Origin of the sequence: Saccharopolyspora hirsuta (genome assembly GCF_008630535.1) — a bacterium.
Lineage (GTDB): Bacteria > Actinomycetota > Actinomycetes > Mycobacteriales > Pseudonocardiaceae > Saccharopolyspora > Saccharopolyspora hirsuta.
The window spans coordinates 15124-26992 of sequence record NZ_VWPH01000016.1; the positions used below are offsets into that span (position 1 = coordinate 15124).

Below are 11869 nucleotides of genomic sequence, written 5' to 3' on the forward strand. Positions count from 1 at the left end.
TCAACGGGGCCGGATCATGTCCGAGGCGGCCAGCGAGGCAAGAGCCCGCCGGAACTGCGGCCGCCGCTCCTGCGGCACGGCCAGCAACGCGTCCTCGACGCTGGCGTGCTCGCCCAACCCGCGCACCAGCTCCACCAGCTCGGGAACCTTCAAGAACGACAACTTCCGGTTGCCGAAGTGGTACGCGAGCGCCCCGAACGGTTCGGGGCGCAGCGCGACCTGCGGATTCAACCGGTAGCCCAGGCTCGTGTCGAACTCCGCCGCGGTGGTCATCAGTAGACCCCGCACATCCCGTCGATCGAGACCTCCTCGACGAGCAGCTCCTCCTCGACGACCGGCTCGGTGGTTCCCGCTTCGACCTGTTCCTCAGCCATGGGATGCTCCTGTCGACGTTGACCGATCCACCGCCGACACCGTATTTGCACTCGGTGCATTTTGGAAGGACTGGGGCAGGAAATCTTGGAGCGCAACACTGTTGGAGCAACCGCGCGAACCGGTGGACGACGGCGCGTGACCAGTGCCGCCGAGCTGGAGCAGGTGGCCTTCGACCTGTTCGACGAGCAGGGGTTCGAGAACACCACCGTCACCGACATCGCGCGCGCCGCAGGCATCGCGCGCCGGACGTTCTTCCACTACTTCCCGTCGAAGAACGACGTCCCGTGGGGCGATTTCGACGCCGAGCTGGTCCGGCTTCGCGCCGACCTGCGCGCCTCCCCCGCCGGAGCCCCGCTGATGGACTGCATCCGGCGCTGCCTGGTCGAGTTCAACCGGGTGCCGCGCGAGCAGGTCCCGGCGCACCGGCGCCGGATGCGGCTGATCCTCGGCATCCCGGCGCTGCAAGCCCACTCGACCCTGCGCTTCCAGGCCTGGCGGCAGGTCATCGCCGAGTTCGTCGGCGAGCGCACCGGACACCCCGCCGACGCCCTCGCGCCCCAGACCATCGCGCATGCGACGCTGGGAGTCGCGCTCGCCGCCTACGAGCGGTGGCTCGACGAACCCGACGCCGAGCTCACCGACCTGCTGGACTCGGCAATGCGCGAACTCGCCGCCGGATTCGCCGACGCGGCGCGATCGGGGCCCGACGACGAGCCCCGGGACGAGTCGAGACGCCGGGTGGCCCGGCCGTCCCCCGACGAATCCGAGTTCACGCCGCGGATCGGCAAGGTCGCCCGCCGCGAGCTGGCTTCCCACGGGTACACCCGGTACGCCCAGCTCGCGGAGGTCACCCCGGCCGACCTGCTGAAGATCCACGGCGTCGGCCCCAAAGCGATCCGGATCCTCGGGGAGGAGCTGGCCGCCACGGGGCGTTCCTTCGCCGACCCGTGAGCCGGAACGGGGCCGGGCACCGCGGCGCGGCACCCGGCCCGGGCCGATCAGTAGTCGGCGTCGTCGTAGATCACCACGCCGCGCAGGTTCTTCCCGTCGCGCATGTCCTGGTAACCGGTGTTGATGTCCTCAAGCCGGTAGGTGGTGGTGACCAGCTCGTCCAGCTTCAGCGTGCCGTGCCGGTAGAGCTCCAGCAGCCGCGGGATCTGGCTGCGCGGGCTGACCCCGCCGAAGATCGCGCCCTGCACCCGCTTCTGCAGCAGGGTCAGCTCGAACAGGTTGAGCTTGGCGTCGATCTGCGTGTGGTGCCCCATGCCCGTGACCACCACCTGGCCGCCCTTGGCGGTCATCGACACCGCCGGTTGCAGGTGCTCCCCGGTCGTGTCGCCGATCGTCAGGATCACCGTGTTGGCGTTCTGCCCCCAGGTCAGCTCCGAGACCGCCCCCGCAGCGTCCTCCATCGAGGCGAAGGCGTGCGTCGCGCCCAGCTCCAGGGCCTTCTCGCGCTTGAACGCCACCGGGTCGACCGCCACCACGTACCGCGCACCCGCCGCCGCAGCGCCCTGCACCGAGTTGATCCCGACGCCGCCGATGCCCACGACGACCACGGTGTCGCCAGCGCGCGTGTCGCCGATCTCGGTCGCCGAGCCCCAGCCGGTGGACACCCCGCAGCCCAGCAGCGCGGCCTTGTCCAGCGGGATGTCGTCCTCGATCTTGACCACCGACGCCTGGTTGACCGTCACGTACGGCGCGAAGGTCCCCAGCAGGCACATCGGCACGACCGGGTTGCCGCGGTGCGTCACCCGGTAGGTACCGTCGGAGATCGCCCGGCCGGTCAGCAGGCCCGCACCCGCGTCGCAGAGGTTCTGCATGCCCCGCGCGCACGGGCGGCAGGTGCCGCAGCCGGGGATGAACGCCAGCACGACGTGGTCGCCCTCCTTGAAGCCCGAGACCTCGGGGCCGACCTTGGTGACCACCCCGGCACCCTCGTGCCCGCCCACGACGGGGTAGAACGCGGCGGGGCTGGCACCGGTGCGCAGGTGCTCGTCGGAGTGGCACAGCCCCGAGGCCGCCAGCCGCACCTGCACCTCTCCGGCAACGGGATCCCCCAGTTCGATCTCATCGACCTCCCAGTCCTTGCCCGGACCGTGCAGCAGTGCGGCCTTGGTCTTCATATCCACTCCTCGTCGAATGGGCGCCGACGTATGGCTTGCCGAGCATGGGAAGTCGCGTGATCACAGTCAAGGGCCTGCCTCGACGAACCTCGCGCCCCGCCACCTGGCCGCCGACGCCCCCGGAACCCCAGACGTGCCACTGTCCACGGAACGCCGGAGAAGCCCGACGAACGGAAGACGTATTTCCCGGTGACGACACGTCCGATGCCGCACTCCTCCGCGGGGGGATCGCCCGCACGCCAGGAAGTCAGTCCGCTCGCGGGCGCGCATTGGCTGGCGGCACAGGAACTTCAGCGGACTTGCCCGCTTCCGATCGCCAAAATCCACTCTACCCAACGGAAAAGTGAACTTCCCTCAAAGTTGATCACCTCATCGAGGGACCGATAATCGCTCGAATCCACGTTCGAGAGCTGGAACACTGGAAGCACGCCAGGAACTCGCGGCGCACTCGGCGACAGTCGACAGTGGATCGTGAAACCAGTTGCCACAGAGCATGAATCCACTGTGTACACATATGTCCGAAACAACCAGCTCGGCTGTCGCAACGCACGAATCAACGCGAAGAACGAGAAGGAGACCAGACATGTTGTCGAAGTACCGGTGGAACACGGTCAACAGCGGAACCGCGACCGCGTTCTCCCCCGCAGGCAGCTCATGCGGGTGCGGAACTGCGGACGATCAGCACCGGACATGGCGAGTGGTGCAGCAGCTTGTGGCTCGTGGAGCCCAAGTGCGCCCCCGCCACCCCGCCGCGGCCACGTGCACCCACCACCGCCAGCTGCGCCTCTCGCGCTCGCGAGAGCAGCTCGGCGGTCGGCGCACCGCGCCCGACGAACCTGTACACCTCGACGTCCGGGTACCGCTCGCCCCAACCGGCGAGGGCTTCCGAGACGAACCTCGCCTCGTCCTCCCCGACCACGTCGGCGGGCAGCCGCGCACGCAACCACTTCAGGTCGATGCCGACCACTTCCCAGGTGTGCACGACGTGCAGCGGGACGCCCCAGTCCGACGCGGCGGCGAAGGCGTGCGCCAGCACGAGTTCGGCGGACCGGTCGTCGTCGACACCGGCGAGGACCGGACCGGTGACCGGGAAGGTGAGCGGATCGCCGGTGTCCGGCACGACGGCGACCGAGCACCGGGCGTGCGCGGCGACCTTCACCGCGACCGCTCCGGCGAGCAGCCCGGTGAACCCGCCGAACCCGCGATCGCCCACGACGACCAGGTCAGCCGTTCCGGACTCGGCGATCAGCACCTGCTCCGGCGAGCCCGCGCAGGCCGCCGTGCTCACCGCGACCTCCGGCGCCTGCTCCCGCGCCGCGGCCGCGGCGACGTCCAGCCAGTGCGCGACCTGCTCGCGCACCTGGTCGCGGTGCTCCTTCGGCCAGTGCAGGCCGGGGAGCTCCGGCAGCACGGGCGTGGTGGTGGGGTCGGCGTAGACGATCCGCAGCCCGGACCGGCGTCGAGCTGCCTCGCGGGCCGCCCAGCGCGCGGCGTTGAGCGCCACGGCGGAGCCGTCGACCCCGGCCACCACGTGCCCGACCTCGCTCATCCCGGTCCTCCCAGCGCTGTGCAGGACACCACCAGGGTGGGCGAGTTCGCCGGACCGTGCTCGTCGGGACGGCCGCTACCGGGTCGGCATGCGGCCGGGGACCAGCAGCTCGGTGTTGCGGTCGCCGAGCTCGCCGAGCTGGGCCAGATCGGTGTGCGGGTTGTTGAAGGACAGCTCCCGGTACAGGGCGGCGAGCGCGGCCGGGGACCGGTCGTCGTAGTCGGCCTGGTAGGGGCTGTCGGCTTCGACCAGCGTGGTGAACAGCGACAGCGTGCCGTCCTCGTTGTCCACCAGTTCGATGATCCGGGCCAGCTGCGGGAAGTCCACGTGGGAGGCGGTGTTGATCTCCCAGAAGCCGCAGGCCGGGTCGTCGGCGTGGTGCGGGGTGATCGTGTTGCGGTGCGTGTGCCCGTTGACCCAGGCCAGCACGTTCGGGAAGCGCTTGAGCAGCCGCACCACCGAGGCGCCGCTCTTGCGGATCTCGCCGGGCCGCCGGAAGTCGGGCAGCAGCGCGGTCATCGTGCCGCTGGTGTGGTGGCTGAACAGCAGGAACAGCTCGTCGGTGACCGACTGCCGCTGCTTGCGCCCGAGCTCGTCGTAGTACTCCGAGCTGCCCGCGGTGAGCACCTTCTCCAGCCAGCGGAACTGGGCCAGGCCGAGCGAGCCCTCGGCGAAGCCCGCCGTGTTGGTGCTGTCCAGGCTGATACCGGTCACGCCGGGGGCGATCCGGAAGGTGTAGTAGGGCTCGTCGTGGTCCGAGCTGAACCCGTGGCCGACCGGGCCGGGCCCGGTGTTGGCCGGGTCCCGGTGCGCCCGGATGAACTCCTCGGTGTCGAACGGCCTGCGCCGCTCGTCCGGGGTGACGGTGCGGATCAGCCCGGTGCGGGTGTCCATGACGCTGGCCGTCCGCTGCTGGCTGCGCCCCTCCATGAGGGCCACGATCTCGCGCTTCTCCCGCTCGTCCCGGCCGATGATCTTGCGCGAGCCGGTGTACCAGTCGGCGAGGCCCGGGATCAGCTGGTCCGGCACCGTTCCGACGACACTGTTGTCGTGGTTGCCGAACACGGCGTACCAGGGCATGCGCAGCCCCGGGCTGTCGAAGGGGCGGAGGGCGTCACCGAGCAATCCCGGCAGCACCGGGTACCCGAGCTCTCGGTACCGGTCCGCGACGCCCCCGTCGGGGTGCCAGTACAGCGGGTCCCCGGAGTCCTGCACGCCTTCGTAGGCGTTCGGGTCACCGGTGTTCGGCGCGACCCGGCCACCGTTGAGCACGCCGAAGTACCAGTCCAGCTCGGCGAGTTCGTGGTTGTCGGTGCTGTCCCCGGTGGTGATCACGAAGTCGATTGGACGCCCGGTCACCGGGGCTCCGGGCAGGGAGTTCACCCGGCGCACCAAGTGGGCCGCGCCGAGCGCGGTGAGCGTTTCCTGCGGTCGGAACGCGCCACCGGCCAGCGGGTGGACGTACTCGAAGCGGGCCGGGCTCTGCGCGTCGACCACGTGCAGGTCGGTGAACTGGGTGAACGCGACCACCGGGACCCGGCGGTCGACGCGGTCCGTCCTGCCCACCACCAGGTCGGTGCGGACCACCTGCGGCCACCCCGGACCGGCCGTGAGCCGCCGGTAGCCCTCACCGGCTTCGGGCTGCGCCGCGGCCTGCAGCGTGGTGCCCGCGCTGTACGCCAGCTGCGGTCGCGTGCCCCGTGCGAACGAAGGTGCCGCGCTCAGCAACCCGCTGCCGAGTACCGCTCCGGTGATGCCCGCAGCTCGGAGAAAGCCGCGCCTGTCGATCCCTGCCATGTCGGTTCCCAGTCCGTGCGCCCTGATCATCGAACTGATCAGAAAATCTTTCATGTTCGATGGGCGCAGTCCACCCCCAGACAGGTGACGAACGTGCGAACAACTGGCGACACCCAGGAACGTCCACAGTGGCCGATGCGATCGGGGATCGGCTCCGACCTCCGGAGCAGGCCGGATCACCCGCCCGCACGAGCCCCGACGACGTCGACCTGCCCGCCGGTCACACCAGCGGACGGCCGGTGCGGATCCGACGGCGGAGGTCCCAGAGGACCAGGTTGAACGGGAAGCGCCGCAGCACCGGCGGCGACCAGCGGACGATCGCGGCGACCACCGCCATCAACCGGTCGAAGCGGCGCTGATCCCGAGCGGTCCAGGGCAACCGCATCTCCGCGCGGAACGGCTCGGGCAGGAACCCGGTGGTGACGAACCGGTTGAACCGGCCGAACAGCAGCGACAGCGGGCGCGGCAGCCAGGCCAGCATCGTCACGTCGAGGAGGTAGTTCCGCACCGTGTCGTCGATGGAGATCCGGTCCAGCGACTCGGTCCAGTAGCGCTCGAACGCGGCGCGGTCGCTCGGCCACGCATCAGGAGGCACTTGCAGGGTCGTGCCCAGAGCCGCGCCGTCGCGGTAGAACGCCTCGGCGGTCTCCGCGTCGGGCTCGCCGAAGAAGAGGAGGTAGAGGTCTTCGAAACCCTTGAACAGGCATGCTGCCACCCACAACTGAAGATCCGGGTCGAAGGCGTTGTAGGCGACCGGGCTGGAGTCGGTCGAGCGCACCTGAGCGTGCGCTCGGTTGACGCCGCGCCGGAACAGCTCTCGCTCGCGCTCCGTGCCCATCGTCGCCACGGCGATGTAGGCGAGCGTCGTGCGGGTCCGCTTGATCGGGTGGCGGAACAGCTGCCCGCTCTCCACCCGGCTCTCCACCACGCCGTAGCCCACCCCGGGCCTGGCCAGCTGCATGATCACGTTCGCATTGCCCGCGAGGAGCCCCGCCCCGGTCACCGCGTTCCGGACCCGGGTGGTCGTGTCCGCCGAAACAGTCACCGTCCGCCGCCCTCCGCACCGAGGCCAATTCTGCACACGGCCGTTTTCAGTTAGGGAACCAGCGGCCTCGCCGATCTGTCAAGATGTGCCCATGAGCACGACTCCACTGCGGGTCTACGGCGGGGTGCGGGGCGATCACCGCCGAGCTGAACGGCGGGCGCAGCTGCTCGAAGCCGGGCTGGACCTGCTCGGTGCCGCCGGTGACGGCCCGGCCCTGACGGTGCGCGGTGCGTGCCAGCAGGCGGGGTTGGCGACGCGCTACTTCTACGAGAGCTTCGCCGACCGCGACGCGCTGGCCGCAGCGGTGTACGACCACGTGGTGGACGACCTGGCGACCACCACGCTGGAGGCGGTGACCACCGCTGGCCCGGACGAGCGGGCGAAGGTCCTCGCCGGGCTGGAGAACATCGTGCGGACGATCGGGCGGGATCCGCGGCGCGGTCGGCTGCTGTTCTCGGTCAGCCTGAGCAGCCCGCTGCTCGCCCAGCGGCGGTTGGACTCCTCACGGCTGTTCGCCGCGCTGCTGGGCGGCCAGGCGCAGGACTTCTACGGCATCACCGAGAGCCCGCACCTGGAGCTGACCACGCACTTCATCGTGGGTGGGCTGGCGCAGACGCTGACCGCCTGGCTCGACGGCACGTTGCGGCTCGACGAGCGCGGCCTCGTCGAGCACTGCACCGAGGTCTTCCTGGCCATCGCAGCCGGGTTCGGGACCGCGGCGGCCGACGGTTAGGCCTTGGTCCGCGGCAGCTCGGCGCGGACGCCGAGCAGCCGGACCGGCCGGTCGAGCGGGAAGCGGTCCAGCGCGGAGCGAGCAGCGCGCTCGATGGCTTCGGCGTCGCGCGTCGGACTCGGCAGCGACACGCCGTGGGTGTGCGTGGCGAAGCTGGAGTTGCGCACCTTGACCACGACGCGGCGGGCCAGCTTGTCCTCCGCGGCGAGGTCGGCGGCCACCACGTGCGACAGGCGCCGCACCTCCGCGCGCATCTCCTCGACGTCGCGGAGATCCCGCTGGAAGGTCACCTCGCGGCCGTGCGAGCGGGCCTCGTAGGGCTCGTCGGTGACCGGTGTCGAGTCGTAGCCGTGCGCGAGCGCGACCAGCCACGGCCCGACGTTGGGACCGAACTCGCCGGCCAGGTCGGCCATCTTCGTGCGGGCCAGGTCGCCGACGGTCGCGATGCCCCGCGCGGCCAGCTTCTTCGCGGTCTTCGCGCCGACGCCCCAGAGCGCATCGGTGGGCAGCTCGGCCATGACCTCGACCCAGTTGGCCATCTCCAGCCGGAACACCCCGGCGGGCTTGGCGAACCCGGAGGCGATCTTCGCGCGGAGCTTGTTGTCGCCGATGCCCACCGAGCACGCCAGCGCGGTGCGCTCCCGAACCTGCTGCTGAACCACGCGCGCGGTCCGCTCGGCGTCTTCGGTGTCGACCAGCATGAACGCCTCGTCCCACCCGGCCACTTCCAGGATGCCGCCCAGGTCGCGCAGCGCGTTCATCACGTCGGCCGAGGCCGCCAGGTATGTCTCGTTGTCGGCGGGCAGGAACACCGCCTCGGGGCAGCGGGCCGCCGCCGTCCTTAGCGGTGTCCCGGAGCGGACCCCGGCCTCGCGGGCTTCGTAGGAGGCTCCGGCCACCACTCCGCGCTGCGTCGGGTCGCCGCTGCCGCCGACGAGCACCGGCCGTCCCCGCAGCTCGGGGTGGCGCAACAGCTCGACGGCCACGATGAACTGGTCGAGATCCACGTGCAGCACGACGCGTTCCACGCTGCCAGCATCGACGGGTTCCGCCGATTCCGCCAGGTCTCGGGTGCGCGACACTGGCGGCATGAGCAAGCGAAGCGCTGGCATCCTGCTGTTCCGACTCGTCGATGGTGCCCCGCAGGTCCTGCTGGTCCATCCGGGCGGGCCGTTCTGGAAGAACAAGGACGCGGGTGCTTGGTCGGTGCCCAAGGGCGAGCACGGCCCCGACGAGGACGCGCAGGCGGCTGCGATCCGGGAGTTCGCCGAGGAGACCGGCACCGCGCTGACCGACCGCGATCTGCTGCCGCTCGGAGAGGTCAAGCAGCGCAACGGCAAGCTCGTCACCGCGTGGGCGGTCGAGGGTGACTTCGATGTGACCTCCTTGCGCAGCAACGAGTTCGAGATGGAGTGGCCGCCGCGCTCGGGTCGCCGCCAGCTGTTCCCGGAGGTCGACCGCGCCCTGTGGTGCGACCCGGCCACCGCGCGCGAGAAGCTCAACCCGGCGCAGACCGCCTTCGTCGACCGCCTTCTCGACGAGCTGCGCGAATCTGGTCGCCTGCCCTGAGAACCCGCCTCGGACGGCGGCGCGGCAAAGCTCGCCTTCCGCCGGGACAACGGCCAACAGAGACTGTTCGGCGCTCGCCGAGCGGCTGGTGTTCGGTCGATACTTCCGGCTATGACGCCTGCTGAGCTGCACGCCGAGTTCGATGCCCTGCGCGCTGAAGATCTGCGACTGCGCAGCTCGCAGAAGTGGTCGCTGGCCGAACCCGACGTGCTCCCGGCGTGGGTCGCCGAGATGGACTTCCCGCTGTGCGAGACGGCGCGGTCGGTGCTGGCCCGGTTGGCCGCCCGGTCGGACTTCGGCTACCCGGTGGTCGACGACTACCTCGCGGCGTTCAGCGAGTGGGCTGCCCGGGAGCAGCGCTGGTCGGTCGACCCGGCGCTGACCGCACCGGTCGCCGACGTCATGCAGGGGCTCGACCACGCGGTGCGCTGCCTGACCGAACCCGGCGACGGGGTAGTCCTGCTCACCCCCGCCTATCCCCCGTTCCTGGTCATGCTCGCCCACCTGGGCCGACCGGTCCGGGAGTGCCCGCTGCTGGACACCGCCGAGGGATGGCGCATCGACTTCGACGCGGTGACCGATGCGCTGGCCGACGGGGCGAAGGCCGTCCTGCTCTGCCATCCGCACAACCCCACCGGCCGGATGTGGTCGCCGGACGAACTGCGCACCATCTCCGAGCTCGCCGACCGATACGGTGCGGCCGTCATCAGCGACGAGGTGCACGCGCCGCTGGTCGCCGGGGGCCAGGCATTCGTCCCGTACGCCGCGAGCAGCGGAGCAACCGCGAACTGCGTGACCGTGACCAGCGTGTCCAAGGCGTGGAACGTCCCGGGGCTGAAGTCGGCGGTGCTGGTGTGCCAGGAATCGACGAAGCACGTGCTGGACGCGATGGCGCCCTACGAGGCGATGCGCGCCTCCGTGCCCGGGATTGCGGTGGCGACCGCGCTGTGGCGCGACGACGGCGGGTGGCTGCCCGCGGTGCGCAGCTACCTGGACCGCACCCGCGATGCGCTACAAGCGTGGGTCGAGCAGCACGAGCAGGTCCGGTGGCACCGCAACGAGGCCGGTTACCTGGCCTGGTTGGACCTCCGCGGGCTGGGTCCGGACCCCGCCGAGGTGCTGCGGCAGGAGGCTCGCGTGCTGGTCAACCCCGGAACGAACTTCGCCCCGCCCGGCTCGGCGGCCGGACGGGGCTTCGTCCGCTTCAACCACGCGACGTCGCTGCCGCTGCTGGCGGAGCTGCTCGCGCGGATCGGCTCAGTCCTCGATTGAGGTCTCCTTGGTCTCCTTGCTGACCAGCAGGGCGAGCAGCGTGATCGCACCCATCGCCGCCAGGTAGACGCCGACCCAGCCGAGTCCGTGGGAGCTGGCCAGCCAGGTCGCGATGTAGGGCGCGACCGAGGCGCCCAGCAGGCTGGCCAGGTTGTAGGACACCGACGCGCCGGTGTAGCGCACCGCGGTGGGGAACAGCTCCGGCAGCACCGCGCCCATCGGCCCGAACGTCATGCCCATCAGGCCGAGTCCGACGATCAGGAACGACAGGGTCGCGACGGTGGAGTCCGCGCCGAACCACGGTCCCAGCAGCAGGCCGAACACGATGATCGCGATGGTGGTGACCATCAGCGTGGGCCGCCGCCCGTAGCGGTCGGCCAGCAGACCCGCCACCGGCACCGTCAGGCCGAAGAACACCACGCCGATCATCAGCATGATCAGGAACGGCGAGCGCTCGTAGCCCAGCCCGGTCTCGGCCGTGCCGTAGGACAGCGAGAACACCGTCATCAGGTAGAACAGCACGTAGGTGGCCAGCATGATGAAGGTGCCCAGCACCAGGGCCTTGAAGTCGCTGCGGAAGACCTGCGCGAAGGGCACCTTGGCCCGCTCGTTGCGCGCCACGACCTTCGAGAACGCCGGGGTCTCGTGCATGCTCAGCCGCACCCACAGGCCGACGACCACCAGCACCGCGGAGACCAGGAACGGCACCCGCCAGCCCCAGGACAGGAACGCCTGGTCGTCCATCAGCTCGGACAGCAGCAGGAACAGGCCGTTGGCGAAGAAGAACCCGATCGGCGCACCCAGCTGCGGGAAGGTGCCGAACAGGGCGCGCTTGCGCGGCGGGGCGTTCTCGGTGGCCAGCAGCGCAGCGCCGCCCCACTCACCGCCGAGGCCCAGCCCCTGCCCGAAGCGGCACAGCGCCAGCAGCAGCGGCGCGATGATGCCGATCTGCTCGTAGCCGGGCAGCAGGCCGATCACCACGGTGGAGATGCCCATGGTCAGCAGCGATGCCACCAGGGTGGACTTGCGGCCGATGCGGTCGCCGAAGTGGCCGAACAGCGCGGAGCCGACCGGCCGGGCCACGAAGGCGATCGCGAAGGTGGCCAGCGACTGCAGGGTCGCGGCGGTGGCGTCCCCGGCCGGGAAGAACAGGTGCGGGAAGACCAGCACCGCCGCGGTCGCGTAGACGTAGAAGTCGTAGAACTCGATCGAGGTGCCTACGAGGCTGGCGATGACCACCTGCCGGGTCGAGTTCCGCGGGGTGGGATCCCCCGATGCTCCGGAGTCCCGCACTCCTGGTGCTGGGACGTGGCCGACAGCCATGGCGCCGCAACCTCCTCGTTAACACGATCGGACTACCGCACTCTAATCCTCGATCGACCACTGACCGAGACAGGGTTCCC

The 11869-nt window shown here is 70.5% G+C and carries 12 protein-coding genes; 4 read left to right on the plus strand and 8 right to left on the minus strand.

What is annotated here, in order from left to right; genetic code table 11:
• Entirely contained in the window at positions 1 to 273 is a 273-nt protein-coding gene (gene mftB / locus F1721_RS29015) for a mycofactocin biosynthesis chaperone MftB (RefSeq protein WP_150070004.1), read from the minus strand.
• Positions 273 to 374 (minus strand): mycofactocin precursor MftA, encoded by a 102-nt coding sequence (mftA, locus tag F1721_RS29020; protein WP_093149417.1) that lies wholly within the window; start codon positions 372 to 374, stop codon positions 273 to 275. Before mftA ends, mftB begins: the two co-directional genes overlap by 1 nt.
• A gap of 85 nt (positions 375 to 459) precedes the next feature.
• Here mftA and mftR point away from each other — a divergent pair, with 85 nt between their 5' ends.
• A complete protein-coding gene (gene mftR / locus F1721_RS29025; RefSeq protein WP_342782951.1) occupies positions 460 to 1326 on the plus strand; it encodes a mycofactocin system transcriptional regulator in 867 nt (288 codons plus the stop codon).
• Between the two features lie 47 nt (positions 1327 to 1373).
• Here the strand turns inward: mftR and F1721_RS29030 are convergent, their stop codons facing one another.
• The 4 genes from F1721_RS29030 to F1721_RS29045 form a co-directional block, all read right to left on the minus strand.
• On the minus strand, positions 1374 to 2501 hold the full coding sequence (locus F1721_RS29030; RefSeq protein WP_150070005.1) for an NDMA-dependent alcohol dehydrogenase: 1128 nt from the start codon (positions 2499 to 2501) through the stop codon (positions 1374 to 1376).
• 652 nt (positions 2502 to 3153) lie between these two features.
• Positions 3154 to 4050: a universal stress protein gene (locus tag F1721_RS29035; protein WP_150070006.1), complete on the minus strand. Its 897-nt coding sequence runs from the start codon at positions 4048 to 4050 to the stop codon at positions 3154 to 3156.
• A 75-nt stretch (positions 4051 to 4125) separates the two neighbouring features.
• Positions 4126 to 5847, minus strand: a complete 1722-nt coding sequence (locus F1721_RS29040; protein WP_150070007.1) for a TIGR03767 family metallophosphoesterase — start codon at positions 5845 to 5847, stop codon at positions 4126 to 4128.
• A gap of 220 nt (positions 5848 to 6067) precedes the next feature.
• Positions 6068 to 6892, minus strand: coding sequence for an oxygenase MpaB family protein (locus tag F1721_RS29045; protein ID WP_246155377.1), 825 nt, complete (start codon positions 6890 to 6892; stop codon positions 6068 to 6070).
• 91 nt (positions 6893 to 6983) lie between these two features.
• Here F1721_RS29045 and F1721_RS29050 point away from each other — a divergent pair, with 91 nt between their 5' ends.
• Positions 6984 to 7625 carry a TetR/AcrR family transcriptional regulator gene (locus tag F1721_RS29050; protein ID WP_150070008.1) on the plus strand — a complete coding sequence of 214 codons (642 nt, stop codon included), beginning with the start codon at positions 6984 to 6986 and terminating at the stop codon, positions 7623 to 7625.
• Here F1721_RS29050 and F1721_RS29055 read toward each other — a convergent pair.
• Entirely contained in the window at positions 7622 to 8653 is a 1032-nt protein-coding gene (locus F1721_RS29055) for a DNA polymerase IV (protein WP_170301646.1), read from the minus strand. The genes F1721_RS29050 and F1721_RS29055 overlap by 4 nt on opposite strands.
• 61 nt (positions 8654 to 8714) lie before the next feature.
• Between F1721_RS29055 and F1721_RS29060 the strand changes: the two genes are divergently transcribed.
• Both F1721_RS29060 and F1721_RS29065 read left to right on the plus strand, forming a co-directional pair.
• Positions 8715 to 9194 carry an NUDIX hydrolase gene (locus tag F1721_RS29060; RefSeq protein WP_150070010.1) on the plus strand — a complete coding sequence of 160 codons (480 nt, stop codon included), beginning with the start codon at positions 8715 to 8717 and terminating at the stop codon, positions 9192 to 9194.
• 111 nt (positions 9195 to 9305) lie between these two features.
• Positions 9306 to 10466, plus strand: a complete 1161-nt coding sequence (locus F1721_RS29065; RefSeq protein ID WP_150070011.1) for a MalY/PatB family protein — start codon at positions 9306 to 9308, stop codon at positions 10464 to 10466.
• Here F1721_RS29065 and F1721_RS29070 read toward each other — a convergent pair.
• The gene (locus F1721_RS29070) at positions 10452 to 11789 is read right to left on the minus strand and encodes an MFS transporter (protein WP_150070012.1); all 1338 of its coding nucleotides are present in this window, start codon (positions 11787 to 11789) and stop codon (positions 10452 to 10454) included. The two genes, F1721_RS29065 and F1721_RS29070, sit on opposite strands and share 15 nt — an antisense overlap.
• Positions 11790 to 11869 lie beyond the last annotated feature (80 nt).

Coding starts and splice junctions, on each gene's coding strand:
- mftB (WP_150070004.1), bottom strand. CDS start 273: ATGACCACCGCGGCGGAGTTCGACACGAGCCTGGGCTACCGGTTGAAT.
- mftA (WP_093149417.1), bottom strand. CDS start 374: ATGGCTGAGGAACAGGTCGAAGCGGGAACCACCGAGCCGGTCGTCGAG.
- F1721_RS29030 (WP_150070005.1), bottom strand. CDS start 2,501: ATGAAGACCAAGGCCGCACTGCTGCACGGTCCGGGCAAGGACTGGGAG.
- F1721_RS29035 (WP_150070006.1), bottom strand. CDS start 4,050: ATGAGCGAGGTCGGGCACGTGGTGGCCGGGGTCGACGGCTCCGCCGTG.
- F1721_RS29040 (WP_150070007.1), bottom strand. CDS start 5,847: ATGGCAGGGATCGACAGGCGCGGCTTTCTCCGAGCTGCGGGCATCACC.
- F1721_RS29050 (WP_150070008.1), top strand. CDS start 6,984: ATGAGCACGACTCCACTGCGGGTCTACGGCGGGGTGCGGGGCGATCAC.
- F1721_RS29060 (WP_150070010.1), top strand. CDS start 8,715: ATGAGCAAGCGAAGCGCTGGCATCCTGCTGTTCCGACTCGTCGATGGT.
- F1721_RS29065 (WP_150070011.1), top strand. CDS start 9,306: ATGACGCCTGCTGAGCTGCACGCCGAGTTCGATGCCCTGCGCGCTGAA.
- F1721_RS29070 (WP_150070012.1), bottom strand. CDS start 11,789: ATGGCTGTCGGCCACGTCCCAGCACCAGGAGTGCGGGACTCCGGAGCA.